Source organism: Rhodoferax sp. RT5P35, from assembly GCF_056521385.1.
The window spans coordinates 22,665-49,352 of sequence record NZ_JBWMAX010000021.1 but is presented as its reverse complement, the minus strand read 5'-3'; the positions used below and the strand labels follow the sequence as shown (position 1 = coordinate 49,352).

Sequence of the window (26,688 nt, the reverse complement as noted above, 5' to 3'; positions counted from 1 at the left end):
CTGGCCCGAACCTTACCGCCAGCCGAATCTCTCCGTCTGGTAGCCCAACATTCCCGCAGCACCTACACCGTGCAGGTGTAGCCGGTCGTACATGGCAGCGAAGCGCCAACGTAAACCGTGTCCATCAAGTGTGACGCGAACGCCCCGACGGGCAGCACGCAAGCATGGCGCGTAGCACAAACGCCCATCCATAAGCAGCGTCCATCCGCATCCTAAAAAGCAGGTATTCCGGTGCTTTTGCGTTATTCAGAATTTTAAAGTTTTGCGCACAATTTCAACTCAATAAAGGGAGTGTTTAATGCTTATAGGGTATGCACGTGTGTCTACAAATCATCAGGAGACACATCTACAAATGGATGCGCTTCGCCGTGCGGGCGTAGACAAAATTTTTGAGGAAAAAGCTAGTTCTATAGGAACACGGCAGGAGTTACAGAACGCTTTAGAGGCTGTGAAAACGGGTGATATTCTGGTGGTTTACAAGATTGATCGGTTTGCAAGGTCCCTAAAGGACTTGCTTACGATTTTGGAGCGTATACATATTAGTGGTGCGTCCATACGTTCGCTCACTGAGCCATTAGATACAACAACACCGCTCGGTATGTTCATGCTTCAAATATTAGGAGCAGTAGCGCAGTTGGAGCACAAAATTATCCGTCAACGGGTGGTAGATGGTCAGGTGGCTGCTATCAAAAGAGGTCAGACTTTTGGAAGGCCAAAAATTTTAAATGCTGTTCAAGAGTTAGAGGTTTTACGTCTTGTAGATGTTGGGTGCAGAAAGTCTCATATTGCAAAGCAATTTGGCGTTTCTTATATGGTTGTTAGGCGTATCCTTGATGAGCAGCTTGGGCGAAAAAATACCGGGCTGTACCCGGTTTTGAAGCAGTACCTGTGAAAATGCCAGGATGAAAGTAAAAACACAAAGTAAAAAAGTCAACAAGGCGTGGTTGAACGACCATGTCAACGACCCCTATGTCGTGTTGGCCAAACGCGAGGGCTACCGGGCCCGCGCGGCCTATAAATTGAAGGAGATTGACGAGACTTTCCACCTCATCAAGCCCGGCCACCTGGTGGTTGATCTGGGCTCCACCCCCGGGGCCTGGTGCCAATACGTGCGGCGCAAGCTGTCGCCCAAAACGGCGGCGGGCGGTGGTGCGGCGGTGGGTGCGCTCAATGGCAGCATCATTGCTATCGACCTGCTGCCTATGGAGCCGGTGGAGGGCGTGGTGTTCTTCCATGGCGATTTCCGCGAAGATGAGATGTTGGGCAAATTGACCCAGGCCATGGACGGGCGGCTGGCCGACGTGATCCTGTCGGACATGGCCCCCAACCTGTCGGGCATCCACGCCGCCGATGCCGCGCGCATTGAGGGCCTGGTCGAGCTGGCGGTGGATTTTTGCCATGGCCATTTAAAGCCGCAGGGTGCGCTGGTGGTGAAATTGTTCCACGGCGGGGCCTACGACCCGCTGGTGAAGCTGTTTAAGCAGACCTTCCACCTGGTCAAACCCATCAAGCCCAAAGCGTCGCGTGACAAATCGACCGAAACTTTTTTGGTTGGCGTGGGCTTGAAAAATGCACCCAAACCCGCACAAATAGAGCCTGAAAATAGCCAGGGCACGCCCTAAACCCTTGTTGCCGCTATGGCCGCCATAGTCAAGAATTGCCGTATGTGCACTTGAAACGCCTAAAATAGTACGCACTTACGTTGAAGTCTTTCCTACCGGAGCGTTGCTTGAAAAATCCGTGGTTTTCCAAAATTGCCGTCTGGCTCGTCATTGCGATGGTGCTATTCACGGTTTTCAAACAGTTCGACACCCGCGCGGGTGTGAGTTCTGGTTATGTGGGCTATTCGGACTTTTTGGACGAGGTACGCAGTAAACGCGTCAAATCCGTCACCATCCAGGAAGGCCAGGGCGGTACGGAGATCGTTGCCACCACCACAGACGATCGTCGTATACGCACCAATGCCACCTACCTTGACCGTGGTCTGGTTGGCGATCTGATCGCCAACAACATCAAGTTCGATGTCAAACCCCGCGAAGAAGGTTCCCTGCTCATGACCCTGTTGGTCAGCTGGGGGCCGATGCTGCTGTTGATTGGCGTGTGGGTGTACTTCATGCGCCAGATGCAGGGCGGCGGCAAGGGCGGGGCTTTCAGCTTCGGTAAGAGCAAAGCCCGCATGATGGACGAAAACAATAACGTCGTCACCTTTGCCGACGTGGCCGGTTGCGACGAAGCCAAGGAAGAGGTCAAGGAAGTCGTTGATTTCCTGAAAGACCCGGCCAAGTTCCAGAAGCTCGGTGGCCGCATTCCCCGTGGGCTGCTGCTGGTGGGCCCTCCAGGCACCGGTAAAACCCTGCTAGCCAAGAGTATTGCTGGCGAAGCCAAAGTACCTTTCTTCAGTATCAGCGGGTCTGATTTCGTGGAAATGTTTGTTGGTGTGGGCGCAGCCCGGGTCCGCGATATGTTCGAAAACGCCAAAAAGAACGCACCCTGCATCATCTTTATCGATGAAATTGATGCCGTTGGCCGCCAACGCGGTGCCGGTCTGGGTGGTGGTAACGACGAGCGCGAACAAACCCTGAACCAGATGTTGGTCGAGATGGACGGCTTCGAAACCAACCTGGGCGTGATCGTGGTGGCTGCCACCAACCGCCCCGACATCCTGGACGCGGCCTTGCTGCGCCCCGGTCGCTTTGACCGCCAGGTCTATGTCACGCTGCCCGATATCCGCGGCCGTGAGCAGATTCTGGTCGTTCACATGCGCAAGATTCCGGTCAGCCAGGATGTGAATCCCAACGTGATTGCCCGTGGCACGCCTGGCATGTCCGGTGCCGATCTGGCCAACCTGTGCAATGAAGCCGCGCTAATGGCGGCCCGCCGCAGTGCTCGCGTGGTGGAAATGCAAGACTTCGAGAAGGCCAAGGACAAGATCCTGATGGGCCCCGAGCGCAAGAGCATGGTCATGCCCGAGGAAGAGCGCCGCAACACGGCCTACCACGAGTCTGGCCACGCCCTGATCGGCAAGCTGCTGCCCAAGTGCGACCCGGTGCACAAGGTCACCGTAATTCCCCGTGGCCGCGCCCTGGGTGTGACTATGAGCCTGCCCGCCCAAGACCGCTACAGCTACGACAGCGAATACATGTTGAGCCAGATCAGCATGCTATTCGGTGGCCGGATCGCCGAAGAAGTCTTCATGAACCAGATGACCACTGGTGCCAGCAATGACTTTGAGCGCGCTACCTCCATCGCACGCGACATGGTTACCCGCTACGGTATGACCGATGCGCTGGGCCCCATGGTTTACGCCGAAAACGAAGGCGAAGTGTTCTTGGGCCGCTCGGTCACCAAGACCACCAACATGAGCGAGCAGACCATGCAAAAGGTCGACAGTGAAGTGCGCCGCATCATTGACCAGCAGTACTCCCTGGCGCGCAAGTTGATCGAAGACAACAGCGACAAGATGCACGCCATGGCCAAGGCCCTGCTCGAATGGGAAACCATCGATATGGAGCAGATTGACGACATCATGGCTGGGCGTGAGCCCCGGCCACCGAAAGACTGGACACCCCGCACGCCCACCGGTGGCGGCAGCAACGGTGGCAGCGGCGGCGCACCTGTGGTGGCGGTAGAACCTGCACCTACTGCTGCTTAAGCGTTCGTGATGTCGATAACGGGGCCTTTGTGGCCCCGTTTCTATTTCTGATAATTTCGCAACTCCCATGCTCTGGCAAACCACCCGCTTTCGCATCGACCTAGCCCAGCCCCAGGTGATGGGCATCGTCAATGCGACCCCCGACTCCTTTTCAGACGGTGGGCAGCACGCCAGCACCTCGGCCGCCTTGGCGCATTGCGAGCAGTTGCTGCGTGACGGGGCCCATATCCTGGATATCGGTGCGGAATCCACCCGCCCCGGTGCCCAGCCGGTGCCGGTGGAGGAGGAACTTGTCCGTCTGCTACCGGTATTGCGGGCTGCCACCACGCTGGGCGTGCCGATTTCGGTGGACACCTACAAGCCCCAGGTCATGCAGGCCGCGCTGGATGCCGGTGTGGACATCCTCAACGACATCTGGGCCCTGCGTTGGGTCGACCCGGCCCATCCGCTGGTCGCCACCGATGTAGTGGCGCAGCACCCGTCCTGCGGCGTGTGCCTGATGCACATGCACCGCGAGCCTCAAACCATGCAGGCCGAACCCATGCAAGGCGACGTGGTTGCTCAGGTGCTATTATTTTTAGAGCAGCATGCGCAGGCGCTATTTGCGCGAGGCATAGAAAAGGCTCGTATCGTGCTGGACCCTGGTATTGGCTTTGGCAAAACCGTGGCCCAAAACTTCGCCATGCTGGCACGCCAGCAGGCGCTGCTGGCTATGGGTTACCCGCTGCTGGTGGGCTGGTCGCGCAAGTCATCGCTGGCGGGTATGGCCGATATTCCTCTTGGCCCTACCGAGCGCCTGGTGCCCAGCGTGGCCGCGGCCTTGCTGGCCGTGGAGCGCGGTGCGCGCGTAGTGCGGGTCCATGATGTGGCCGCCACTGCGCAAGCTCTGAAGGTGTGGGCTGCGGCGCGCGTATCCGACCTGACAATACCGCCAAAGTAGAACCCATTGCGGTCTAATCGCCCGCACAATCCCCTCGGCTCCGCCAACAGATGCTGCTTGGTCTGCATACACATAAAAAGGAAAACAATGTCCCGTCAATATTTCGGCACCGATGGCATCCGCGGCACCGTAGGCAAGCACCCCATTACCCCCGATTTCGTTCTGCGCCTGGCCCATGCGGTTGGTCGCGTGCTCAAGCAAACCGAAGCCCGGCCCACGGTGCTGATCGGCAAAGACACCCGTATCTCTGGGTACATGCTGGAAAGTGCGCTGGAATCCGGCTTCAACTCCGCCGGCGTGGACGTGGTGCTGCTCGGCCCCTTACCTACGCCGGGTGTGGCTTACCTGACCCGTGCGCAGCGCGCCAGTCTGGGCGTAGTCATCAGCGCCAGCCACAACCCGTACCCTGACAACGGCATCAAGTTCTTCAGTGCCGAAGGTGCCAAGCTGCCCGATGCCTGGGAGCTGGCGGTAGAAGCCGCGCTGGAAACACCTCCCGTCTGGGCCGATTCCGCCTCTCTCGGCAAGACCCGACGTCTGGAAGACGCGTCTGGCCGGTACATCGAATTTTGCAAAAGCACCTTCCCCAACGCCCTCACGCTCAAAGGCGTGCGCATCGTGGTCGATGGTGCCCATGGCGCGGCCTACCAGATCGCGCCCAAGGTTTTCCACGAGCTGGGTGCGGAAGTGATCGCCATCGGTTGCGCGCCCGATGGCATCAACATCAACGAAAAAGTCGGTGCCACCCATCCCCAGGCCCTGGTCGATGCCGTCAAAGCCCACCGTGCCGACTTCGGCGTGGCGCTGGACGGCGATGCCGACCGCCTGCAAATGGTCGATGCCGATGGCCGCCTGTTCAACGGCGATGAAATCCTGTACCTGATGGTCAAGGAACGCCTGTCGCGCGGAGGTAAAAATGCCAGCAAGCGCGCGGCCGATGCCGTGCCCGGCGTGGTCGGCACGCTGATGACCAATATGGCCGTCGAGCTGGCGCTGAAAGACAAGGGCGTGGAACTGGTTCGCGCCAAAGTGGGCGACCGCTACGTGCTGGAAGAGCTGGAAAAGCGTGGCTGGCTGCTGGGCGGCGAAGGTTCCGGCCACCTGCTGGCGCTGGACAAGCACACTACCGGCGACGGTCTGGTCAGTGCCCTGCAAGTCCTGCAAGCCTGCGTGCGTAGCGGTCAAACCTTGGCCGAATTGTTGGCCGACCTGACCCTGTTCCCGCAAACCCTGATCAACGTGCGTCTCCAGCCTGGCCAGGACTGGAAAGCCAACACCCATCTCCCCCTGGCCACCAAAGCCGCCGAAGCCGAACTCGGCAACAATGGCCGCGTGCTGATCCGCGCCAGCGGCACCGAGCCCCTGGTCCGCGTGATGGTCGAGGCACGGGATGCGGCGCAGGCGCAGGCTTGTGCGGAGCGGATTGCGGCTACGCTGCGGTAATCCGCGCCTAAAGAGGGCGTGGCGGGGTGTGTCACACAGCCGCCACGCAACTTACACACCTGCGTCACACCCTGCTTTCAGACTCTCTCCAACACACAGGAGAAGTCCATGAAAGAACTGCCCACCCCCACCTTCGCGCTGTCGCCTATTTCTCTGGTGTCGGCATTTAATCCGGCCTCCATGCTGCGCGGGGCGCTGCATCGGCGCGATGAGCGGGTGGCTATAGCCAGCCCCCGTGTAGAGGCCCCGCCTGCCGCCGGGATAGCCGTGTCTTGGGCGCGGCACCAGGACGAAATTCGCGAGGCCCAGCGGCTTCGCTACCAGGTGTTTGCGGTGGAAATGGGCGCACGCCTGTCCACCAAGCTGCCCGGGCACGATGTGGATTTGTTTGATGATTTTTGCGAGCACCTGCTGGTGCGCGACGTGGCCAGCAATGCCGTGATCGGCACCTACCGGGTGCTGACGCCGGTGCAGGCCAAGCGCGTGGGCAGTACCTACAGCGACACCGAATTCGATCTGGTGCGGCTGCGCAACCTGCGCAGCCGCATGGTGGAGCTGGGCCGTAGCTGCGTGCACGCCGACCACCGCCACGGCGGCGTGATTCTGGCCCTGTGGGGCGCGCTGGCCGAGTTCATGCAGCGCAACCAGCTCGACACCATGGTCGGCTGCGCCAGCATCCCCATGCTGCACAACGGCGTGGTGGGTGGCGACGCGGCGGCCAGCATCTGGCACCAGTTGCAAAAAACCCACATGGCTCCGATCGAATACCACGTACAGCCCCGCCTGCCGCTGCCCATCGAACAGTTCGACAGCACGCTGGCCATCGAGCCACCGGCCCTGATCAAGGGCTACCTGCGCCTGGGCGCCAAGGTGCTGGGTGCGCCTGCGTGGGATCCGGATTTCAATACAGCCGATCTGCCGATGTTGCTGCGCATTGCCGACCTGCCTGCGCGCTACCGCAAGCACTTCGCTGGTTAGGCCACCGAGACGGGCGAGTACGCCAAGCGTACGTAGATCGGTGCAAAGGCTTCGGCCTGCACGATCTCTACCAGCGTCTCCTTGGCCAGCTCCAGCAGGGCGATGAAGGTCACCACCAGCACCGACATGCCCTTGGCGGCATCGAACAGCTCTTCAAACTCCACAAACTTGCGGCCTTGCAGGGTTTTGAGCAGGTAGCTCATGTGCTCCCGCACCGACAGCTCTTCGCGGGTGATGGTGTGGTGCTGGATGAGTTTGGCGCGGCGCAAGATGTCGCGCCAGGCCTCTTGCAGGTCGGCCACGTGCACCTCCGGCAGCCGCGGCTGCAGCGCCTGCTCAATGAATACCTGGGCCTTGAGAAAGTCGCGGCCAAACTGAGGCAGGGCGTTGAGGTGGGCCGCCGCCAGTTTGATCTGCTCGTACTCCAGCAGGCGGCGCACCAGGGCGGCGCGCGGGTCTTCGGCTTCCTCGCCCTCAGCTACCTTTTTGGGCGGCAGCAGCATGCGCGACTTGATCTCGATCAGCATGGCCGCCATCAGCAGGTAGTCGGCCGCCAGCTCCAGGTTGCGGCTGCGGATCTCGTTTACGTACACCAGGTATTGGCGCGTCAGGGCTGCCATGGGGATGTCGAGGATGTTGAAGTTTTGCCGCCGTATCAGGTACAGCAGCAGATCCAACGGGCCTTCGAAAGCGTCGAGAAACACCTCCAGCGCGTCGGGTGGGATGTACAAATCCACCGGCATGGCGAACATCGGTTCGCCATACAGGCGGGCCCGTGCCACCGGGTCCAGCGTGTCTGGAGTTGCTAGCGCTTCAACCACGGCGTTTGCTATTTAAGTAATAGCTGCTTGTGCAGGTGTAATATGCGCTAACTGCCAATTTGACTACTTATTTATTATTGGTCTGGTAAACGTAGGGGTTCTGCGAGACGCGGCCTTCGCGATACTCTTCCTGGGCGCTGCGGTCTACCTTGGGCTCCCACAGCAGGGCGCGGCCAGCCAACTGCTCGGCTTCAAGTGTGGGCCGCTTTTCTTTCAGTTGCTCGATGAACTGGGTGGCTTCGGATGTGTAGTGGGGGCGGGCGAAGATGGACATAGACGAACCTTGTAGTTGGCTGGATTTTAAGGGCGCTGCCGGGTGGGTTGAAAAAGACTGCTGGGTTCGCACAAGCCAGCGCCCCCTACCTCGGCTTTCAAAGCGTAGCGGCTGCGCTGGTCTGAAAGTCTTTGAGCCGGCCCGCAAAGCCGGATCGCTCCATCAGCCTCCGGGGCTGGTCGTTCAGGTCGTTGATATAGAGCTGGCCGCCCCGGTGCACGATGGCCTTGAACAACTGCTCCAGCGCGTCCAGCCCACTGGCATCGAGCGAGATGAGCTGCGAGGCGTCCAGTACCACGCGGGTGCCCTGGTGGCGGCTTTCCACGGCCTGCACGATGGGGTCTATCTTGGCCACGGCCCCAAAGAACAGCGCGCCGTACAGCTTGTAGACCAGCGCGCCGTCGCCTTCGGCCACCGCATCCACATGGAATAGCGTGCTCATGCGGCGGATGAAGAAGGCGCAGGCCAGCAGCATGCCCACCTCTACCGCCACGGTCAGGTCGAACACCACGGTGAGGAAAAACGTGCCCAGCAACAGCATGCGGTAGTGGTTGCTGAACTGCTTGAGCCGCACAAACTCGTGCCATTCGCCCATGTTCCAGGCCACAAACAGCAAGATGCCCGCCAACACCGCCAGCGGGATGTACAGCGCCAGCGGTGCCGCCACCAGCACCACGGCGGCCAGCACCAGGGCGTGCACGATACCGGCGATAGGCGAGGTGGCCCCGGAGCGGATGTTGGTCACGGTACGCGCAATCGTGCCGGTGGCGGGCATGCCGCCGAAGAACGCCACCACAAAATTCGCCACACCCTGGGCCATCAGTTCCTGGTTAGGGTCGTGCTTCAGGTGGTGCGGGTCGCTGGCGAGCTGGTCGGCCACCCGGGCGCACAGCAGCGACTCCACCGCGCCCAGCAGGGCAATGGTCAGCGTGGGCGTGACAAGCAGGCGCACCGTGTCCCAGGTGAATTCGGGCAGTTCAAACACCGGCAGGCCGCTGGGAATGCTGCCAAATTTGGTGCCCAGCGTCTGCACTGGCAGGCCCAAGGCCCAGGCCAGCAGCGACAGCGTGACCAGCGCCACGATAGGCCCGGGCACCCGGGCAAAGGTGCGCACCGTACGCCCTTCCAGCAGGCGGATCAGCGGCGAGCCCTGCACAAACACGCGTGGCCATACAAACAGCCCCAGCACGCACACAGCCCCCAGCGCCAACGCAAAGAAGTTCAGCGTATGGATGTGGCCCACGATGGTCTTGATCTGCGAGAAGAAGTCGCCCGGCATGTGGGCAATCTCCAGCCCCAGCAGGTCTTTCACCTGCGACAGCGCAATCAGCACCGCGATGCCGTTGGTAAAGCCAATCACGATGCTCACCGGCACGTAGCGCACCAACGTGCCCAGCTTGAACAGGCCCAGCGCAAACAGCAGCACGCCCGCGCAGGCGGTGGATATCAGCAGATTCGCCACGCCATAGCGTTCGACGATGCCGTAGACGATGACGATGAAGGCTCCCGCCGGGCCGCCGATCTGCGCCGTAGTGCCGCCTAGCGCCGAGATGATGAACCCGGCGATGATGGCCGTCCACAGCCCGGCCTCGGGCTTGAGGCCGCTGGCAATCGCAAACGCCATGGCCAGCGGCAGGGCGACGATGCCCACCGTCATGCCCGAGCCCACATCCTTGCCCAACCTCTCCCGGTTGTAGCCTCGCAGGGCATCGATCAGGCGGGGGTGGAAGCGGGCGAGGGACATAAGAGTTAGGCCGGTGAAGGCTTGAGATTAACAATGTCCCAGGTTCCACGCATCGAGGTAAACAAGCCTTCCAGAAACACCGCAGAACTGGCTATGCCAGGCTGCTGGTGTTGCCCCCTGCAAGGGGGTTGGCGAAAAGCGCTTGCGCTGTAGCCTGGGGTTGAGCGGTTATCCTATGCGCATGCCGGGTTGTGCGCCGGGGAAAGGCTCCAGCACGTAGATGCCCGGCTGGGCCTTTTCGTCGGCGTGGCTGGCGGCCAGCACCATGCCTTCGCTGAGGCCGAATTTCATCTTGCGCGGGGCGAGGTTGGCCACCATGACGGTGAGTTTGCCTATAAGTTGGTCTGGCTGGTAGTGTGCGGCGATGCCGCTGAACACGTTACGGGTAGAACCCTCGCCCACGTCCAGCGTCAGGCGCAGCAGCTTGGTGGAGTTTTCCACCGGCTCGCAATTCAGGATCTTGGCGATGCGCAGGTCGATCTTGGCGAAGTCGTCGATGGTGATGGCGGGTGCGATGACTTCGCCGCCCGGTACTACAGTTTCTGTAGCTGCTTGTGCTGGTTCTGCCTGGGTCGGGGCCTCAAACAATGCATCAAGCTGCTTGATGTCCACGCGCTGCATCAGGTGCTTGTAGTCGCCGATGGTGTGGCCTGCACCCAGCAGGGTGTCGGCATCGGCAAAGCCCAGGGGGGCGACGTGCAAGAACGCTTCTACCTGCGCCGCCAGGGCGGGCAGCACGGGCTTGAGGTAGACGGTCAGCAGGCGGAAGGCTTCGATGCAGGTGCTGCACACGTCTTGCAGGCGCTCGTCGGCACCTTCGAGCTTGGCCAGCTCCCAGGGCTTGTTGGCGTCCACGTAGGCGTTCACGCGGTCGGTCAGCAGCATGGTTTCGCGCAGGGCCTTGGCGTATTCACGCTGCTCGTACAAACTGGAAATGCTCTCTTTTTGAGAGCTAATAGCGCTTATAAGATGTGCACTAGAGGCCGATAAAGTACTTAATTTTCCGGAAAAGCGCTTAGCCAGGAAGCCGGCCGCGCGGCTAGCGATATTCACGTACTTGCCGATCAAGTCGCTGTTCACCCGGGCCATGAAGTCGTCGGCGTTGAAATCAATGTCTTCGTTGCGGGCCGAGAGCTTGGCGGCGATGTAGTAACGCAGCCATTCGGGGTTCATGCCTAGGCCCAGGTACTTCAGCGGGTCCAGGCCGGTGCCACGGCTCTTGCTCATTTTTTCGCCGTTGTTGACGGTCAAAAAGCCGTGTACAAAGATCGAATCCGGTGTTTTGCGACCGCTGAACTTCAGCATCGCGGGCCAGAACAGGGTGTGAAAAGTGACGATATCCTTGCCGATGAAGTGGTACTGCTCCAGTGCGGGCTGGGCCATGTAGGCCTCGAAATCTTCGCCGCGCTGGTCCAGCAGGTTTTTCAGCGAGGCCAGGTAGCCCACGGGTGCGTCCAGCCACACGTAAAAGTATTTGCCGGGTGCGTCGGGGATCTCGATGCCGAAGTAGGGCGCGTCGCGGCTGATGTCCCAATCGCCCAGGCCTTCGCTGGTGCTGCCGTCCGGATTGGTGCGCACGCTGAACCATTCCTTGACCTTGTTGGCCACCTCGGGCTGCAGGCGGGGTTTTCCATTTTCGTCATTTCCTTGGGTCCACTCTTCCAGAAATTCCACGCAGCGCGGGTCGGACAGCTGGAAGAACAGGTGCTCGGAGCTTTTCAGCTCGGGCGTAGCCCCGGACAGGGTGGAGGTGGGGTTGATCAGGTCGGTGGGGGCGTAGACCGAGCCGCAGACTTCGCAGTTGTCGCCGTACTGGTCCTTGGCGTGGCACTTGGGGCACTCGCCTTTGATGAAGCGGTCGGGCAAAAACATGTTCTTGGCGGGGTCGAAGAACTGCTCGATCACCTTGCTGGAGATCAGGCCGTTGGCCTTCAGGTCGCGGTAAATCTGCTGCGCCAGAGCGTGGTTTTCGGGAGCGTCGGTGCTGTGCCAGTTGTCGAAGGCGATGTGGAAGCCTTCCAGATACGGCTTGCGCCCGGCGGCGATGTTGGCCACGAACTGCTGGGGCGTGATGCCGGCCTTTTCGGCTGCAATCATGATGGGCGCGCCGTGCGTGTCGTCGGCCCCGACGAAGTTCACGGCGTTGCCCTGCATGCGTTGGAACCTCACCCAGATGTCGGCCTGGATGTATTCCATGATGTGGCCGATGTGGAAATTGCCGTTGGCGTAGGGCAGGGCGGTGGTGACGAAGAGTTGGCGGGGGGAGGTTTGCGGGGAAGTCATAGTCGTTCGATCAATTCGCGTGCGGTCAGCACGGGGTAGCGGGGGCGCAGGGCCAGCACGTCTTTGTCGCCAGAGACGATGGTATTGACGTGCCCCTGGTCGTACAAGGCAAATAAGAAGTCGTCATCCGGGTCGCGGCACACGCCGGGCCAGAGTTCACGCAAGGCCACCGAGGTGGCGTTGCTGCGCAGGGCCTGCAACAGGTTCTGTGCGGCGGCCAGGCCCCCTGCCGAGCGTGCCAACACGTGGGGGCGCACCAGGGCATCTGCCAGCTCATCCAGTTGCCATGGGCAGGTTACCCAGGTAAAGCGCTTCATGCGCCAGGCGGCGAGCAGTTTGGCGGGGGTGGTGTCCAGTTTGAAGGTCGATGACACCACCAAGTTGGTGTCGATGGCGATGTTCATGCGGCTTTGAGGCGGGCGGCCCGTTCGGCGCGGGCCTCGGCCACGGCCTCATCGGCCAGGGCCTGCGCTTCGTCTTCCGTCAGGTCTTCGAACCCTTTGGCAAATTCAGCCCACAGCCGTTCGAACTCGCCGCTGTCCTTGCGCCGCATGCGCTCGTAGGTATCCATATCGACCATCGCCGCCACGGGCTTACCCGCTTTGGTGATGACGATGCTGTCGTGCCGGTACTGCACCTCGTTGAGCAGCTCGCCCAGATTTTGGCGCACGGTCATGGCGGTGGCTTCGCGTTGCATGGTCAGACTCCTACAGTTGGGGTAATTCTATCAATTGACCCAATTGGGGTGGTCACTGTGGAGCGTCGGCCCAGCCAAAGAACCGGCACACCTCGGCGCTTTGCGCTTGCGCATCGGCATAGCCCAAGGCCATCAACTCGCGGGTGAAACCTGTCTCGAACAGCAGGTAACTGGCCAGTGCCGAGCCTTTGGCGGCATCGGTTTGCGGCGCAGAGCCCAGGCCGCCGAGCATGGTGCGGATGGTGGGCGGCAGGTTGTGTGCGTGGCGGGCGGCGATGGCATCAATGCGCTGCGACGGTGCGATCAGCAGCAGCTCGATGGGACGCAGCGGGCTGTTGTGGCGGAACTCGGGCGGTATCAGCGCCAGCGTGGTGTTGATGCGGCGTACCCGTTCCACGTCCACCGCCAACGCGTCCAGAAAGATGTTGGACAGGGCGTGACCGGCAATCTGCGCCAGCGAGGGATAGCTGTCGTTGGCCAGCGTGGGGGCTTCACCTTTGGGCTCGTGCATGCGTCCAGCGCCGATCACCAATATCTTTTCAGCTCCCAAATGGATAGCAGCAGCAACCGGGGCCGACTGGCGCATGGAGCCGTCGCCAAAGTACTCGACATGTTCGGTAGGGCCCTGCATGGGCAGTGGCATGGCCGGGAAGACGAAGGGGATGGCAGACGAGGCCAGCAGGTGCTCCAGGCTAAGCCGGTCGCGCAGGCCCTGGCGCTGCGACCGTACCCAGGGCTGCAATGCGTCGCTACCCTGGAAGAATGTGAGATGTTCGCCCGAGCTGTAGCTGGATGCAGTGACCGCCAGCGCATGCACATGGCCCTGGTGGATGAGGCTGGGCAGGCGCTCCAGCGGCACCATGTTCGCCAGCAACTCGCGCAGCGGGCGGTTGTCCAGCAGGGAACGGGGCTGTACCTTGCGCCATTTGGCCAGCATCCAGCCGACCGACAGCAGGGTCAGCCAACGCGCGCCGCTACGCATTACGCCAATCGGGTCGGTACGGTAGACCTGCCCGGCCTCCATGTTTTGCCACACGCCCACGATGCGCCGCACCGATGCATCGAAATCGTCTGCTCCGCAGGCCAGTGCCGCGGCGTTCAACGCACCCGCCGAGGTGCCGGTGATGATGGGAAAGGGGTTGCCCGTGCTGCCTGCACCGCTGGCCAGGCGCAGGTCGGCAATGGCTTCGAGCACGCCCACCTGGTAGGCGGCGCGGGCCCCGCCGCCGGTGAGCAATAGGCCGGTGAGGGCGAGAGATGGTGGCATAGAGGGATGATGGATGCGAGCGCCCAGCACCACACTAGGGCTTTTCACCACGCTGGCGCAATTGTTCCAGGGTGGTGGCCAGCCAGGCCAGCATGCCGGGGTCCTGGCTGGTGGCGATGTTGATGCCCATCCAGGGGCTGGGGGTTTGCCGTATCGAAAACAGCGCACCCGGGCGCAGCAGGTAGCCCGCGTCCAGCCCCAGGGCGGCCAGGTGGTTGGTGTCTACCCCTGTGTTAAACCAGCCCAGAAAACCGGCCTGCGGTTGGCAAAAAGCCTGTAGCCCCAGGTCTTGCATGCGTTTGAAGGCGGGCTCGCGCAGGCTGTCCAGGGTGGCGTGTACGCGCTGGCAGTGCTTGCGGTAGCTGCCCTCGGTCAGGGCCTTGTAGACGATGCGTTCGTTGATCTCGGGGGTGGTCAGTGCGGTCAGCAGCTTGTAGGTGGTCAGGGCGTCCACCAGCTCGGCCGGGCCCGCCAGGTAACCCACGCGGATATTGGGCGCAAGCATCTTGGAATAGCTGTTCACGTAGATCACCCGGCGCAGTTGGTCCAGGCTGGCCAACCGCGTGACAGCCATGCTCTGGGGCAGAAAGTCGGAATAGATATCATCTTCGATGACCAGGAAGTCGTGGGCTTCGGCCAGCCGCAGAATTTGGTAGGCCGCGGCGGCGCTCAGCAGCGTACCAGTGGGGTTGTGCAGTACGGGGTTGAGGAAGATCAGCTTGGGTTTGTACTGTTCTACCAGCGCGGTCAGGGCCTGCACATCCAGCCCTTGCGGGGTATAGGGCACGCCCACCACCTCTACCCCGCGCAGCCACAACAGCGGGTTGCACCAGCCAGGCTCGCCCACCAGCACAGTGTCGCCCGGGTGCAGCACCATGCGAAAAACCAGGTCGATGGCCTGGACTGCGCCTGTGGTAGTGAGGATTTGCGACGGATGGGCCTCGATATCCCGCTCGGCCAGCGTGCGCTGGATTTGTGCCCGCAGCGGCGCGTAGCCCTGGGCCGAAGCCCCTTGTGCCAGCTGCTGGCTGGTGCTGTGGTTGGCCAGCGCCCTCAGGCCCAGCTTGAGCAGGTCGCCACCGCACAGGTCGGGCGGCAGATAGCCCGAACCCGGCGACAGGTGTGCCGGGATGCCGCTGGTCATGTTGCGCACCATCCAGCCCATATTGATGGGCTGCTGCGGTTTGGCGCGCGCCGTGGAGGATTTGGCACGGGTGCTGGCCGGGAGCGCAGCTTCGCGCACAAAAAAGCCCGCCCCCCGCCGCGCCAGCAGGTGCCCGCGCGCCACCAGCCGCTCGTAGGCAGCCACCACGGTAAAGCGCGACACCCCGCGCTCTTGCGCCAACTCCCGCACCGAGGGCATGCGCATGCCGGGGCGAAACACTTGCTGCTGGATGCGCTGCTCGGCCCACTGCACCAGTTGGTCTACCAGCGTGGTCTGCGCGCCCAAGGTAGCGCTTTGGTCTGTAGTGATCGTGACAGTGGGCATGGACTGTATTGGAGAATGGAGCAGGCCAGTGGTGGCATCTATTCGATCTACTGTATTGGTACTGTACAGGTGGTGAGACTACAGTGAATACCTCTCCACCGCAAGCCGCGGTGGGGGTTTTTCAGGAGACGGCAATGGTCAGAATTGAACATTTCGAACTGCGCACACCCGACGTGGTGGCGCTGCGTTTGCCCACCGGTGCGGTGCTGCGCGTCAGCACCGGCCGCCTGTGGTTGACCCAGGATGGCCGCAGCGAAGACGTGTGGCTGCAGACCCATGGCAGCTGGACTGCGCCGCAGGCGGTCAGCGTACGGCTGAGTGCCGAGCCGTCGGTGGATTTTCAGATTGCGCAGCCTACTGCGGTGCGCCGTGCCCCGCGCATCCAGCTGGTGCGAACGGTGCCCAACATGGCCGGGGCCCTCGGTGCGGCCTGAGGCGACGCAGACCGCGAGGGACTTGTTCAGCGTTGCCCTAGGGTTTGCTGGGCAGCAAGCGCTGCACCAGCGGGTGCTGCACCTTTTTCTCAGTGCCAATCGCATAAAAGCGTTCTTCCACCCCGTCGCAGGGGCCGATGCGCTGGACGCCGAAGCGGGTGGTCAGCTCTTCGTGTACCCATTCGGCGGCGGGGAATGCGCCCATGCCCCCGGCCCCAAAGGTCACCAGCAGGGCGCTGTCTTCAAATTCGCCTACGATGTGTGGCTTGACACCCATGCGCTCAAACCACTGGTCGATGCGCGGGCGAACCGCCGCGTGGGTGGTGGGCAACAGCACTGGTACGGCGGCCAGGCTGCGGGGAAAGTCTTTTTGCGCCGCCTCCACCCAGGGCGCGGGTGCGTACCAGGCCATGGCCGAGGTGCCCAGCGGGTGGCTGTAGACCTTGATGTTGGGGTTGGCGGCCGCTGGGCGGTCGGCCAGCACCACGTCCAGCCGGTGCAGGGCGAGGTCGCCCAGCAGGTCGTCGAACTCGTCTTCGTGGCACAGCAGGCGCAGATGCGGCTCGGGCATCACCGGCTGCAGCAGGCGGCGCACCACCAGCTTGGGCAGGCCTTCGGAAATACCCACCGCCAGCCGCACTGACGGCGCGCTGATGGCATCGTGCACCACGCTGGGCAGTTCTTCGCCCAGTTGGAATATCAGGTCGGCCTGGCGCATGGCGGCCACCCCGGCTTCGGTCAGCACCAGGCCGCGCCCCACCGGTTTGAGCAGGGTCACGCCCAGCGAGCGTTCCAGTTCGCGCACCTGGGTGCTCACGGTTTGCACCGCCATCCCTAATCGGTCGGCGGCGCGGGCCATGCCGCCCTCGCGGGCAACGACCCAGAAATAATGCAGGTGGCGGTAGCTGAAGGCTTCGGTCATTGTCAACTTTTAAGGGATGAATACTTCACGATTCTCTGCTTTTTAAGAAGTGGCTGCGCGCGTATGGTCACTACATCGTTCACTCAGGAGTAAACCATGGAACATATTTTCCCCTCCGGTCGCCCGGACCCCACGCTGATCACCCAGGCACCAAGCACACTGCCCACCGCCGCCCACCGCGTGCTGCGCAACACTTATGCGCTGCTGTCGATGACGCTGTTGTTCAGCGCCGCCGTGGCCACGGCGGGTATCGTTCTGCAAGCCCCGGCCCCTGGCCTGGTGGTGATGCTGGTGGGTATGTTTGGTCTGCTGTTTGCCGTACACAAACTCAAAAACAGCGGCTGGGCAATTCCCGCCGTGTTTGCCTTCACCGGCTTCATGGGCTACACGCTGGGCCCCATCGTGGCGCGTTCGCTGTCCATGCCCGGCGGTGCGCAGGTGGTGATGCTGGCGCTGGCCGCCACGGGCGCAACCTTTTTGGCTTTGTCGGCCTGGGCGGTCACGTCCAAGCGCGACTTCAGCTTCATGGCGGGCTTTTTGTTTGCCGGGATGGTGATCGCGATTCTGGCCGGTCTGGCCGCCGTGTTCATGGAGATCCCCGCGCTGAGTCTGGCCGTGTCTGCCATGGTGGCCTTGCTGTCGGCCGGTTTGATCTTGATGGATACCAGCCGTATCGTCAACGGCGGTGAAACCAACTACGTGATGGCCACGGTGGGCCTGTATTTGTCGATCTTTAACCTGTTCACCAGCCTGTTGAGCTTGTTCGGTATCGGCGGCAGCAACGAATAAGCCTACAGGGTGGGGCGCGTAGGTTTGGGCATAGACTACGCGCCCCATAGGAGTTATGCATGCCTTTTTCAGAACAGCAGGTGCTGGACGCGGTCAAAAGCGTCGTCGATCCCAACACCGGCACCGATTTCGTATCCACCAAAGCCCTGCGCGGCCTGAGCGTGCAGGGGGCCGATGTGTCATTCGGCATCGAACTGGGCTACCCTGCCCAAAGCCAGCACGCAACCCTGCAAGCCGCGTTGGTGGCCGCCGTGCAGGCCCTGCCCGGCGTGGGCCAGGTCAGCGTGAACATCACCACCAAAATCTCCGCCCACGCCGTGCAGCGTGGCGTACAGCTCCTGCCCGGTGTGAAAAACATCGTGGCCGTGGCCTCGGGCAAGGGCGGCGTGGGCAAGAGCACCACCGCCGTGAACCTGGCGCTGGCGCTGGCCGCAGAAGGTGCCCGTGTGGGCCTGCTGGATGCCGACATTTACGGCCCCAGTCTGCCTATGATGCTGGGCATCCAAGGCAAGCCTGAGAGCCTGGATGGCAAGAACATGGAACCCATGCAGAACCACGGCGTGCAGGCCATGTCGATCGGTTTCTTGGTAGACCAGGACCAGGCCATGGTCTGGCGTGGCCCCATGGCCACCCAGGCGCTGGAGCAGTTGCTGCGCCAAACCAACTGGAAAGACCTGGACTACCTGGTCGTCGATATGCCGCCCGGCACCGGCGACATCCAGCTCACGCTGAGCCAGCGCGTGCCCATGACCGGCGCAGTCATCGTCACCACGCCGCAAGACATTGCCCTGCTGGATGCGCGCAAAGGCATCAAGATGTTTGAAAAGGTTGGCGTGCCGATTTTGGGCATCGTGGAAAACATGGCCGTGCACGTGTGTAGCAATTGCGGCCACGTGGAGCACATCTTTGGAGCCGATGGCGGCAAGAAGATGGCGGCCGAATACGGCATGGACTATCTGGGCGCGCTGCCGCTGAACATGCAGATACGCGTGCAGGCTGACGGCGGCCAGCCCACGGTGGTGGCCGAGCCGGACGGCGAAATTGCCGTCCTGTACAAGGCCATTGCCCGCCAGGTTGCGGTATCGATTGCGGGGAAGAACAAGGATTTCTCCAGCAAATTTCCAACGATTTCTATCAGCAAAGATACATAAGTCGCTATGAACCTCATGGCCGCCATGCGCTACTTCTCGGCGCTGCATGAGCACAAGCACTTTGGCCGCGCGGCCCAGGCCTGCCACATCACCCAGCCTGCACTGTCCAATGCGCTCAAGGCGCTGGAGGACGAATTTGGCGTCGTCATCGTGCGCCGGGGCCGTACCTACGAGGGTCTGACCCCCGAAGGCGAGCAGGTGCTACTCACCGCGCACCGCATGCTGCACGAACACGAGGTGTTGCAGCAGGCTCTGAAAAGCGATGCCAGTTACCCCCGAGGCCGCCTGCGCATGGGCGCGATTCCCACAGCGGTGCCCATTCTGTCGCGGTTTGCAGCCATGCTGCAGGCCCGCCATCCGGGCATCCAGCCGGTGGTGCTGTCGCTGAGCTCGCTGGAACTAGAGACGCGGCTGGAAGATCTGTCGCTGGACCTGGCCCTGGGCTACACCGACCGCATGCACCAGCGCGCCGTCAAGCTGCAGGCCTGGCCGCAGTACGACGAGTTTTATTTTCTGGTGCGCCGTGCTGCACAGCCGCACCCGGACGGCCTGCAGATGCGAAACCCTGTGCCGTGGCAGACGCTGGCCGATCTGCCACTGTGCCTGCTGACCCCCGAGATGCACAACCGGACCATCATGGACGCGGCCTTTACCGCCGCAGGCATCCAGATGGTGCCCGCCATCGAGACCAATTCCATCTTTTCGCTGGTGCTTAGCGTGGTGGATGGCAGCGTGTGTAGCGTGCTGCCCGGTGGCCTGCTGGGGGCCGTGCTGACCTACCGCGAATTGGAGGCGCTGCCGCTGGTCGCACCCGAAGTGCGCACCCCCATCGGCTTTATGGCCCCGGCTGCTGTGCGCCCTTCGCGCGCCATGCAGGCCGCCCTGGCGCTGGCCGAATCGCCCGACTGGTTGCGCCACGTTAGCGCCCACAGCGGGCAACTGGCCGGGGCGTGGCCGCTGTAAGCCGGATTTGCTATTATTTTTATATTCAAAAATAATAGCAAATTATGTATATTAAATATAGGCTAGGCGGCGATTTAATGCCTAAAAAATCTGAAATATCCGGGTTTTCGCCGTACCGCTGCGCTGCAGCATTCGCACTTTGAATCACCCCATGTAGAGATTCCATTGGACCTAACACGTCGTGGCCTGTAAAACACTCGTGTTACACAGTGAAACACTTCGGCGATTTCGGTCAATAAAAAGGAGACACAACACATGGCAGGTTTCTTGGACAAAGAGGGCACTATTGCAGGCCCTGGTTTTAACCGCTGGCTGGTACCCCCTGCAGCGCTGGCCATCCATCTGTGTATCGGCATGGCCTATGGTTTTTCGGTCTTCTGGCTGCCTTTGTCCAAAGCGCTAGGGATCAAGGAAAGTATTAAATGTGGACCCGAAATTGGCTTCTTTCAGGAACTGTTCGTCACCCACTGCGACTGGAAGATTTCTACTCTGGGCTGGATGTACACCCTGTTTTTCGTGCTGCTGGGTTCGTCGGCAGCGCTGTGGGGCGGCTGGCTGGAACGCGCCGGTCCGCGCAAGGCCGGTGTGGTGGCCGCGTTGTGCTGGTGCGGCGGCATGCTGATTTCGGCCCTGGGCATCCACCTACACCAGTTCTGGCTGATGCTGCTGGGCTCGGGCGTGATCGGCGGCATCGGCCTGGGGCTGGGCTACATCTCGCCGGTGTCCACGCTGATCAAGTGGTTCCCTGACCGGCGCGGCATGGCCACCGGCATGGCCATCATGGGCTTTGGCGGCGGCGCCATGATCGGCAGCCCGCTGGCAGCGGACCTGATGAAGCATTTCGCTAGTGTCACCAACGTGGGCGTGATGCAAACCTTCATCGCCATGGCGCTGGTGTATTTTGTCTTCATGATGGCCGGTGCCCTGGGCTACCGCGTACCCGAAACCGGCTGGAAACCTGCCGGTTGGACCCCGCCCACACCCAGCGCCAGCAACACCATGATCACCCAGCGCCACGTGCACGTCAGCAAGGTCTGGGGCATTCCGCAGTTTTGGCTGGTTTGGATGGTGCTGTGCATGAACGTCAGCGCCGGTATCGGCGTGATCGGCATGGCCTCGCCCATGCTGCAAGAGGTGTTTGGCGGCTCGCTGATTGGCCTGACGCAAAAGTACGGCGAACTCGACAAAACCCAGCTGGCAGCGATTGCCACCGTGGCGGCAGGCTTCACCGCGCTGCTCAGTCTGTTCAACATCGGTGGTCGCTTTGTGTGGGCCAGTTTGTCCGACAAGCTGGGCCGTAAGATCACATACGTGGTCTTTTTCGTGCTGGGCGGTGCCATGTACTTCAGCGTGCCCGGCAGCGCCGCGGCGGGCAGCATCGTGCTGTTTGTGGGCGCCCTGTGCGTGATTCTAAGCATGTACGGCGGCGGTTTTGCCACCGTGCCCGCCTACCTGGCCGACCTATTTGGCACGCAGATGGTGGGTGCCATCCATGGCCGGCTGCTGACCGCCTGGGCCACCGCCGGTGTGCTGGGCCCGGTGGTGGTGAATTACATGCGGGAATACCAGCTGGGCCTAGGCTTGCCGCGCGAACAGGTTTATAACCAGACCATGTACATCCTGATGGGCATGCTGGCGGTGGGCCTGGTGTGTAACCTACTGATCCGTCCGGTGGCCGACAAGCACTTTATGAGCGATACCGAACTCGCCGTAGAAAAACGTCTGGCGCACGAAAAAGCTGCCGGTTCCGAGCTGCACGCCAGTGGCACCGGTAGCCGCGCTGCCGTCAATCCGGCTTTCGTGGCGCTGGCGTGGCTGGCGGTGGGAATTCCCCTGGCCTGGGGCATCTACCGCACGTTGCTCAGCGTGGCCAAGTTTTTCCACTGATATTGCAACAAGAAAAGAGCGCCCAGCGCCACCATAAGTTAGCCCCACCATGACACCTGACGACACCCTCCAGACCATTGCAACGGCAGTGGCTGCCCACCAGCACCTGCCCGGCGCACTCATGCCCATCCTGCACGCCGTGCAAGACAGGCTGGGCTACATCCCCGACAGCGCGGTACCCAGCATCGCCAAGGCACTGAACCTGTCCACCGCCGAGGTGCATGGCGTGGTTACTTACTACCACCACTTTCGCTCGGAGCCTGCGGGCCAGCACGTAGTGCAGATCTGCCGGGCCGAGGCTTGTCAGTCCATGGGGGCCGAGCAGCTCTGGGCCCACGCCTGCGTGCGCCTGGGGTTGAGCGGCGACCACCCCGGCACAACGGCCGACGGCGTGGTGACGCTGGAGCCGGTGTACTGCCTGGGCCTGTGTTCCTCGTCCCCGGCCATGGTGATGGATGCCAAGCCGCATGCGCGCATGAGCATCCCCAAATTTGACCGCCTGGTCGCCCAGGCCCGGAGTGCAGCATGATCATTTACATCCCCTGTGATTCGGCCTCGCTGGCCGTGGGTGCCGACGAAGTGGCCCTGGCCATCCAGGCCGAGGCCGACCGGCGCGGCCTGGCGATCGAGCTGCGCCGCAACAGCTCGCGTGGCCTGTTCTGGCTGGAGCCGCTGGTCGAGGTGGTCACGCCGGCAGGCCGCATCGCCTTTGGCCCCGTTGCCGAGGAAGACGTGGCCAGCCTGTTCGATGCCGCCTGGGCTCCCAGCCATCCGCTGCACCTGGGCCGCCCGGAAGACATGCCCTACCTGCAAAAGCAGGAACGCCTGACCTTCGCCCGCATGGGCATCACCCGGCCCTTGTCCCTGGCCGATTACGAGGCGCATGAAGGCTTTGCCGGTTTGCGCAAAGCCTTGCAACTCACGCCCGCCGAGGTGGTGCAGCAGGTGCTGGATTCGGGCCTGCGGGGCCGGGGCGGCGCCGCCTTTCCGGCGGGCATCAAATGGAAAACTGTGGCCGCGGCCCAGGCCGCGCAAAAGTACATCGTCTGCAACGCCGACGAGGGCGATTCGGGCACCTATTCAGACCGCATGACCATGGAGGGCGACCCCTTCATGCTCATCGAGGGCATGGCGATTGCCGCGGTAGCCACCGGGGCTACGCAGGGCTACATCTACGTCCGTTCCGAATACCCGTATGCTGTGGCCGCCCTGCGCAGTGCGATCGCGTTGGCGACCGCTGCAGGCTTTTTGGGCGATAAACTGCTGGGCAGCGTGCACAGCTTTCATCTGCAGGTACGCATGGCCGCCGGGTCCTATGTGTGCGGTGAAGAAACCGCCATGCTGGAGAGCTTGGAGGGCAAACGCGGCATCGTGCGCGCCAAGCCGCCGCTGCCCGCACTCAGCGGCCTGTTTGGCAAGCCCACGGTGATCAACAACGTGATCACGCTCGCATCCGTGCCCACCATTCTGGCGCGCGGTGCGACGCACTACCGCGACTTTGGCGTGGGCCGTTCACGCGGTACCCTGCCGATCCAACTGGCGGGTAATATCAAATATGGTGGGCTGATCGAAAAAGCCTTTGGCGTGACCCTGCGCGAGCTGATGTACGACTTTGGCGGTGGCTCGGCCAGTGGCCGCCCGATCAAGGCGGTGCAGGTGGGCGGGCCGCTGGGCGCGTACGTGCCCGAATCGCAGTGGGACATTCCGCTGGACTACGAGGCCTATGCGGTCGTAGGCGCGGTGGTGGGCCACGGCGGCATCGTGGTGCACGACGACACGGCCGACATGGCACGGCTGGCCCGCTACGCCATGGAATTCTGTGCCATCGAGTCCTGCGGTAAGTGCACGCCCTGCCGCATCGGCTCCACCCGCGGCGTGGAAGTGATCGACCGCATCAGCAACGGCGAAAACCGGCCCCAGCAGGTCAAGCTGTTGCGCGACCTGTGCGACACCATGGTCCACGGCTCGTTGTGCGCCATGGGCGGCATGACCCCGTTCCCGGTGCTGTCGGCACTGAACCATTACCCGCAAGATTTCGGCCTGGCTGCCCCCACGCAGTTGGCAGCCTAAGGAGAGCAACATGCACAACCATACAGAAATTGACTTCGGCACCCCTCTGCGCACTTCCGCCCAAGAGGTCACGCTGGAGATCGACGGCGAGTCCGTCACCGTGCCTGCGGGCACTTCGCTGATGCGGGCGGCGGTGGACGCGGGCATCAACGTGCCCAAGCTCTGCGCTACCGACAGCCTGGAGCCGTTTGGCTCCTGCCGCCTGTGCCTGGTCGAGGTAGAGGGCCGCAAGGGCTACCCGGCTTCGTGCACCACGCTGGTTGAATCGGGCATGAAAGTACGCACCCAAACCCCCAAGCTGCAAGAGCTGCGCAAGGGCGTGATGGAGCTGTACATCTCTGACCACCCGCTCGACTGCCTGACCTGCGCCGCCAACGGCGACTGCGAATTGCAAGACATGGCGGGCGTGACCGGTCTGCGCGAAGTGCGCTATGGCATGGACGGCGCCAACCACCTGCACGCCAAAAAAGACGAATCCAACCCGTACTTTACCTACGACCCCTCCAAGTGCATCGTCTGCAACCGCTGCGTGCGCGCCTGCGAAGAAACCCAGGGCACGTTTGCGCTGACGATCTCGGGCAGGGGCTTTGAATCCCGCGTGTCGGCAGGACAAGACCAGCCGTTCATGCAATCCGACTGCGTGAGCTGCGGTGCCTGCGTCTCAGCCTGCCCCACTGCCACGCTGCAGGAAAAGACCGTTATCATGATGGGCCAACCCGAGCACAGCAAGATCACCACCTGCGCCTACTGCGGCGTGGGCTGCGCCTTCAAAGCCGAAATGAAGGGCAATGAGGTGGTGCGCATGGTGCCGTGGAAAGACGGCAAGGCCAACGACGGCCATTCCTGCGTCAAAGGCCGCTTCGCCTGGGGCTACGCCACCCACAAGGACCGCATCACCACCCCGATGATCCGCAAGAGCATCAACGACCCCTGGCAGGTGGTGGGTTGGGACGAAGCCATTGGCTACGCCGCCAGCGAGTTCCGCCGCATCCAGGCCAAGCACGGGCGTGATTCCATCGGCGGCATCACCTCGTCGCGTTGCACCAACGAAGAAACCTACTTGGTGCAAAAGCTGGTGCGCGCCGCCTTTGGCAACAACAACGTGGACACCTGCGCCCGGGTTTGCCATTCGCCCACCGGCTACGGCCTGGGCCAGACCTTTGGCACCTCGGCGGGTACCCAGACCTTCAAGTCGGTGGAGCAGGCCGATGTGATCATGGTCATCGGTGCCAACCCCACCGACGGCCATCCGGTGTTTGCCTCGCGCATGAAAAAGCGTCTGCGCGAAGGCGCCAAGCTGATCATCATCGACCCGCGCACCATCGACATGGTGCGTTCGCCCCACGTGCAGGCCGACTACCACCTCAAGCTCAAGCCCGGCACCAACGTGGCCGTGATCTCTGCGCTGGCCCACGTGGTGGTGACCGAGGGCCTGCTGGCCAGCGCCTACATTGCCGAGCGCTGCGACGACAAGTCCTTCCAGCAGTGGCGCGACTTTGTGGCCAAACTCGAGAACTCGCCCGAAGCGCTGGAGCAAGTTACCGGCGTGCCCGCCGCCGACATGCGCGCTGCCGCCCGCATGTACGCCACCGGTGGCAATGCCGCTATTTACTACGGCCTGGGCGTGACCGAGCACTCCCAGGGCTCCACCATGGTGATGGGTATTGCCAACCTGGCTATGGCCACTGGCAACGTGGGCCGCGAAGGCGTGGGCGTGAACCCGCTGCGCGGCCAAAACAACGTGCAGGGCGCGTGCGACATGGGCTCGTTCCCGCACGAGCTGCCGGGCTACCGCCATATCTCTGACTCCACCGTGCGCGGCGAGTTCGAGGCCGCCTGGGGCGTGTCGCTGCAGGCCGAACCCGGCTTGCGCATCCCCAATATGTTCGAGGCTGCGTTGGCTGGCAGCTTCATGGGCCTGTACTGCGAAGGTGAGGACATTGTGCAGTCCGACCCCAACACCCAGCACGTGGTGGCGGCACTCAGCGCCATGGAATGCATCGTGGTGCAAGACATCTTTTTGAACGAAACCGCCAAGTACGCGCACGTGTTCCTGCCCGGCTCGTCCTTCCTGGAAAAAGACGGCACCTTCACCAACGCCGAGCGCCGCATCTCCCGCGTGCGCAAGGTCATGCCGCCCAAGGCCGGGCTGGCCGACTGGGAAGTCACCGTCAAGCTGGCCAACGCCCTGGGCTACCCCATGGCCTACAAGCACCCGCGCGAGATCATGGACGAAATTGCCTCGCTGACCCCCACCTTCCACGGTGTCAGCTACGCCAAGATCGACCAGCACGGCAGCGTGCAGTGGCCTTGCAACGACGACACCGCCGAGCTGGGTACCGAGACCATGCACCGCGATAAATTTGTGCGCGGCAAGGGCAAATTCATCATCACCCAGTACGTTGGTACCGAAGAAAAAGTCACCCGTAAGTTCCCGCTGCTGCTGACCACCGGGCGCATCCTGTCGCAGTACAACGTGGGCGCGCAGACCCGCCGCACCGAAAACAGCCAGTGGCATAGCGAAGACCGGCTGGAAATCCACCCCCATGACGCGCAGGAGCGTGGCATCAAGGCCGACGACTGGGTGGGTATCGAGAGCCGCGCAGGCCACACGGTGCTGCGCGCCCTGGTTACCGAGCGCATGCAGCCCGGCGTGGTCTACACCACCTTCCACTTCCCGGAATCGGGGGCTAACGTCATCACCACCGACAACTCCGACTGGGCCACCAACTGCCCCGAGTACAAGGTGACTGCCGTACAGGTAATGCCGGTGGTGCAGCCGTCCGAATGGCAAAAGTCTTATGCGCAGTTCAACCAGAACCAGCTGGACCTGCTGCAGGCCGCCTCCAAAGCCCCCGTGCTGGCTGACGCGATCAAGTAAGCC

The 26,688-nt window shown here is 62.2% G+C and carries 23 protein-coding genes; 14 read left to right on the top strand and 9 right to left on the bottom strand.

What is annotated here, in order from left to right; translation table 11 throughout:
• Positions 1 to 352 precede the first annotated feature (352 nt).
• The 6 genes from AC097L_RS22720 to AC097L_RS22695 all read left to right on the top strand — a co-directional run bounded on the left by AC097L_RS22720 (position 353) and on the right by AC097L_RS22695 (position 7,013).
• Positions 353 to 892 (top strand): recombinase family protein, encoded by a 540-nt coding sequence (locus AC097L_RS22720; RefSeq protein WP_479589000.1) that lies wholly within the window; start codon positions 353 to 355, stop codon positions 890 to 892.
• A gap of 10 nt (positions 893 to 902) precedes the next feature.
• Positions 903 to 1,622 (top strand): RlmE family RNA methyltransferase, encoded by a 720-nt coding sequence (locus AC097L_RS22715; RefSeq protein ID WP_479588998.1) that lies wholly within the window; start codon positions 903 to 905, stop codon positions 1,620 to 1,622.
• Positions 1,623 to 1,729: 107 nt separating this feature from the next.
• Positions 1,730 to 3,652, top strand: a complete 1,923-nt coding sequence (gene ftsH, locus AC097L_RS22710; protein ID WP_479588996.1) for an ATP-dependent zinc metalloprotease FtsH — start codon at positions 1,730 to 1,732, stop codon at positions 3,650 to 3,652.
• A 67-nt stretch (positions 3,653 to 3,719) separates the two neighbouring features.
• A complete protein-coding gene (folP, locus tag AC097L_RS22705; protein WP_479588994.1) occupies positions 3,720 to 4,592 on the top strand; it encodes a dihydropteroate synthase in 873 nt (290 codons plus the stop codon).
• Positions 4,593 to 4,679: 87 nt separating this feature from the next.
• Positions 4,680 to 6,035 (top strand): phosphoglucosamine mutase, encoded by a 1,356-nt coding sequence (glmM, locus tag AC097L_RS22700; RefSeq protein ID WP_479588992.1) that lies wholly within the window; start codon positions 4,680 to 4,682, stop codon positions 6,033 to 6,035.
• Between the two features lie 108 nt (positions 6,036 to 6,143).
• Positions 6,144 to 7,013, top strand: a complete 870-nt coding sequence (locus tag AC097L_RS22695; RefSeq protein ID WP_479588991.1) for a GNAT family N-acetyltransferase — start codon at positions 6,144 to 6,146, stop codon at positions 7,011 to 7,013.
• Here the strand turns inward: AC097L_RS22695 and AC097L_RS22690 are convergent.
• The 8 genes from AC097L_RS22690 to AC097L_RS22655 all read right to left on the bottom strand — a co-directional run bounded on the left by AC097L_RS22690 (position 7,010) and on the right by AC097L_RS22655 (position 15,588).
• Positions 7,010 to 7,834 carry a segregation and condensation protein A gene (locus AC097L_RS22690; protein WP_479588990.1) on the bottom strand — a complete coding sequence of 275 codons (825 nt, stop codon included), beginning with the start codon at positions 7,832 to 7,834 and terminating at the stop codon, positions 7,010 to 7,012. The genes AC097L_RS22695 and AC097L_RS22690 overlap by 4 nt on opposite strands.
• A 67-nt stretch (positions 7,835 to 7,901) precedes the next feature.
• Positions 7,902 to 8,108 (bottom strand): DUF3460 family protein, encoded by a 207-nt coding sequence (locus AC097L_RS22685; protein WP_479588989.1) that lies wholly within the window; start codon positions 8,106 to 8,108, stop codon positions 7,902 to 7,904.
• A 97-nt stretch (positions 8,109 to 8,205) separates the two neighbouring features.
• Positions 8,206 to 9,852: a SulP family inorganic anion transporter gene (locus AC097L_RS22680; RefSeq protein ID WP_479588987.1), complete on the bottom strand. Its 1,647-nt coding sequence runs from the start codon at positions 9,850 to 9,852 to the stop codon at positions 8,206 to 8,208.
• Positions 9,853 to 10,020: 168 nt separating this feature from the next.
• Positions 10,021 to 12,135: a methionine--tRNA ligase gene (metG, locus tag AC097L_RS22675; RefSeq protein ID WP_479588986.1), complete on the bottom strand. Its 2,115-nt coding sequence runs from the start codon at positions 12,133 to 12,135 to the stop codon at positions 10,021 to 10,023.
• Positions 12,132 to 12,539, bottom strand: a complete 408-nt coding sequence (locus AC097L_RS22670) for a putative toxin-antitoxin system toxin component, PIN family (RefSeq protein ID WP_479588985.1) — start codon at positions 12,537 to 12,539, stop codon at positions 12,132 to 12,134. The genes metG and AC097L_RS22670 overlap by 4 nt, the downstream gene beginning before the upstream one ends.
• Positions 12,536 to 12,832 carry a type II toxin-antitoxin system prevent-host-death family antitoxin gene (locus tag AC097L_RS22665; protein ID WP_315186286.1) on the bottom strand — a complete coding sequence of 99 codons (297 nt, stop codon included), beginning with the start codon at positions 12,830 to 12,832 and terminating at the stop codon, positions 12,536 to 12,538. The genes AC097L_RS22670 and AC097L_RS22665 overlap by 4 nt, the downstream gene beginning before the upstream one ends.
• A gap of 52 nt (positions 12,833 to 12,884) precedes the next feature.
• On the bottom strand, positions 12,885 to 14,099 hold the full coding sequence (locus AC097L_RS22660) for a patatin-like phospholipase family protein (protein WP_479588984.1): 1,215 nt from the start codon (positions 14,097 to 14,099) through the stop codon (positions 12,885 to 12,887).
• Positions 14,100 to 14,133: 34 nt separating this feature from the next.
• On the bottom strand, positions 14,134 to 15,588 hold the full coding sequence (locus tag AC097L_RS22655) for an aminotransferase-like domain-containing protein (protein WP_479588982.1): 1,455 nt from the start codon (positions 15,586 to 15,588) through the stop codon (positions 14,134 to 14,136).
• Between the two features lie 134 nt (positions 15,589 to 15,722).
• Between AC097L_RS22655 and AC097L_RS22650 the strand changes: the two genes are divergently transcribed.
• Entirely contained in the window at positions 15,723 to 16,022 is a 300-nt protein-coding gene (locus AC097L_RS22650) for a DUF2917 domain-containing protein (protein ID WP_479588981.1), read from the top strand.
• Between the two features lie 37 nt (positions 16,023 to 16,059).
• Here AC097L_RS22650 and AC097L_RS22645 read toward each other — a convergent pair whose 3' ends face one another.
• Entirely contained in the window at positions 16,060 to 16,944 is an 885-nt protein-coding gene (locus tag AC097L_RS22645; protein ID WP_479588980.1) for a LysR family transcriptional regulator, read from the bottom strand.
• A gap of 96 nt (positions 16,945 to 17,040) precedes the next feature.
• Between AC097L_RS22645 and AC097L_RS22640 the strand changes: the two genes are divergently transcribed.
• From AC097L_RS22640 to fdhF, 7 genes are all read left to right on the top strand, one after another.
• A complete protein-coding gene (locus AC097L_RS22640; RefSeq protein ID WP_479588979.1) occupies positions 17,041 to 17,733 on the top strand; it encodes a Bax inhibitor-1/YccA family protein in 693 nt (230 codons plus the stop codon).
• 59 nt (positions 17,734 to 17,792) lie between these two features.
• The gene (apbC, locus tag AC097L_RS22635; RefSeq protein WP_479588978.1) at positions 17,793 to 18,884 is read left to right on the top strand and encodes an iron-sulfur cluster carrier protein ApbC; all 1,092 of its coding nucleotides are present in this window, start codon (positions 17,793 to 17,795) and stop codon (positions 18,882 to 18,884) included.
• Positions 18,885 to 18,890: 6 nt separating this feature from the next.
• A complete protein-coding gene (locus AC097L_RS22630; RefSeq protein WP_479588977.1) occupies positions 18,891 to 19,847 on the top strand; it encodes a LysR family transcriptional regulator in 957 nt (318 codons plus the stop codon).
• Positions 19,848 to 20,102: 255 nt separating this feature from the next.
• Positions 20,103 to 21,734, top strand: a complete 1,632-nt coding sequence (locus tag AC097L_RS22625) for an OFA family MFS transporter (protein ID WP_479588976.1) — start codon at positions 20,103 to 20,105, stop codon at positions 21,732 to 21,734.
• A gap of 49 nt (positions 21,735 to 21,783) precedes the next feature.
• A complete protein-coding gene (locus AC097L_RS22620) occupies positions 21,784 to 22,263 on the top strand; it encodes a formate dehydrogenase subunit gamma (protein WP_479588975.1) in 480 nt (159 codons plus the stop codon).
• Positions 22,260 to 23,804, top strand: a complete 1,545-nt coding sequence (locus AC097L_RS22615; RefSeq protein ID WP_479588974.1) for a formate dehydrogenase beta subunit — start codon at positions 22,260 to 22,262, stop codon at positions 23,802 to 23,804. The genes AC097L_RS22620 and AC097L_RS22615 overlap by 4 nt, the downstream gene beginning before the upstream one ends.
• A gap of 10 nt (positions 23,805 to 23,814) precedes the next feature.
• Complete coding sequence (fdhF, locus tag AC097L_RS22610) at positions 23,815 to 26,685, top strand: formate dehydrogenase subunit alpha (RefSeq protein ID WP_479588973.1); 2,871 nt, start codon at positions 23,815 to 23,817, stop codon at positions 26,683 to 26,685.
• Positions 26,686 to 26,688: the final 3 nt, after the last annotated feature.

Coding starts and splice junctions, on each gene's coding strand:
- metG (WP_479588986.1), bottom strand. CDS start 12,135: ATGACTTCCCCGCAAACCTCCCCCCGCCAACTCTTCGTCACCACCGCC.
- AC097L_RS22645 (WP_479588980.1), bottom strand. CDS start 16,944: ATGACCGAAGCCTTCAGCTACCGCCACCTGCATTATTTCTGGGTCGTT.
- AC097L_RS22660 (WP_479588984.1), bottom strand. CDS start 14,099: ATGCCACCATCTCTCGCCCTCACCGGCCTATTGCTCACCGGCGGCGGG.
- AC097L_RS22680 (WP_479588987.1), bottom strand. CDS start 9,852: ATGTCCCTCGCCCGCTTCCACCCCCGCCTGATCGATGCCCTGCGAGGC.
- AC097L_RS22650 (WP_479588981.1), top strand. CDS start 15,723: ATGGTCAGAATTGAACATTTCGAACTGCGCACACCCGACGTGGTGGCG.
- AC097L_RS22655 (WP_479588982.1), bottom strand. CDS start 15,588: ATGCCCACTGTCACGATCACTACAGACCAAAGCGCTACCTTGGGCGCG.
- AC097L_RS22685 (WP_479588989.1), bottom strand. CDS start 8,108: ATGTCCATCTTCGCCCGCCCCCACTACACATCCGAAGCCACCCAGTTC.
- AC097L_RS22625 (WP_479588976.1), top strand. CDS start 20,103: ATGGCAGGTTTCTTGGACAAAGAGGGCACTATTGCAGGCCCTGGTTTT.
- glmM (WP_479588992.1), top strand. CDS start 4,680: ATGTCCCGTCAATATTTCGGCACCGATGGCATCCGCGGCACCGTAGGC.
- AC097L_RS22630 (WP_479588977.1), top strand. CDS start 18,891: ATGAACCTCATGGCCGCCATGCGCTACTTCTCGGCGCTGCATGAGCAC.
- fdhF (WP_479588973.1), top strand. CDS start 23,815: ATGCACAACCATACAGAAATTGACTTCGGCACCCCTCTGCGCACTTCC.
- AC097L_RS22715 (WP_479588998.1), top strand. CDS start 903: ATGAAAGTAAAAACACAAAGTAAAAAAGTCAACAAGGCGTGGTTGAAC.
- AC097L_RS22620 (WP_479588975.1), top strand. CDS start 21,784: ATGACACCTGACGACACCCTCCAGACCATTGCAACGGCAGTGGCTGCC.
- apbC (WP_479588978.1), top strand. CDS start 17,793: ATGCCTTTTTCAGAACAGCAGGTGCTGGACGCGGTCAAAAGCGTCGTC.
- AC097L_RS22720 (WP_479589000.1), top strand. CDS start 353: ATGGATGCGCTTCGCCGTGCGGGCGTAGACAAAATTTTTGAGGAAAAA.
- AC097L_RS22670 (WP_479588985.1), bottom strand. CDS start 12,539: ATGAACATCGCCATCGACACCAACTTGGTGGTGTCATCGACCTTCAAA.
- folP (WP_479588994.1), top strand. CDS start 3,720: ATGCTCTGGCAAACCACCCGCTTTCGCATCGACCTAGCCCAGCCCCAG.
- AC097L_RS22665 (WP_315186286.1), bottom strand. CDS start 12,832: ATGCAACGCGAAGCCACCGCCATGACCGTGCGCCAAAATCTGGGCGAG.
- AC097L_RS22695 (WP_479588991.1), top strand. CDS start 6,144: ATGAAAGAACTGCCCACCCCCACCTTCGCGCTGTCGCCTATTTCTCTG.
- AC097L_RS22640 (WP_479588979.1), top strand. CDS start 17,041: ATGGAACATATTTTCCCCTCCGGTCGCCCGGACCCCACGCTGATCACC.
- AC097L_RS22615 (WP_479588974.1), top strand. CDS start 22,260: ATGATCATTTACATCCCCTGTGATTCGGCCTCGCTGGCCGTGGGTGCC.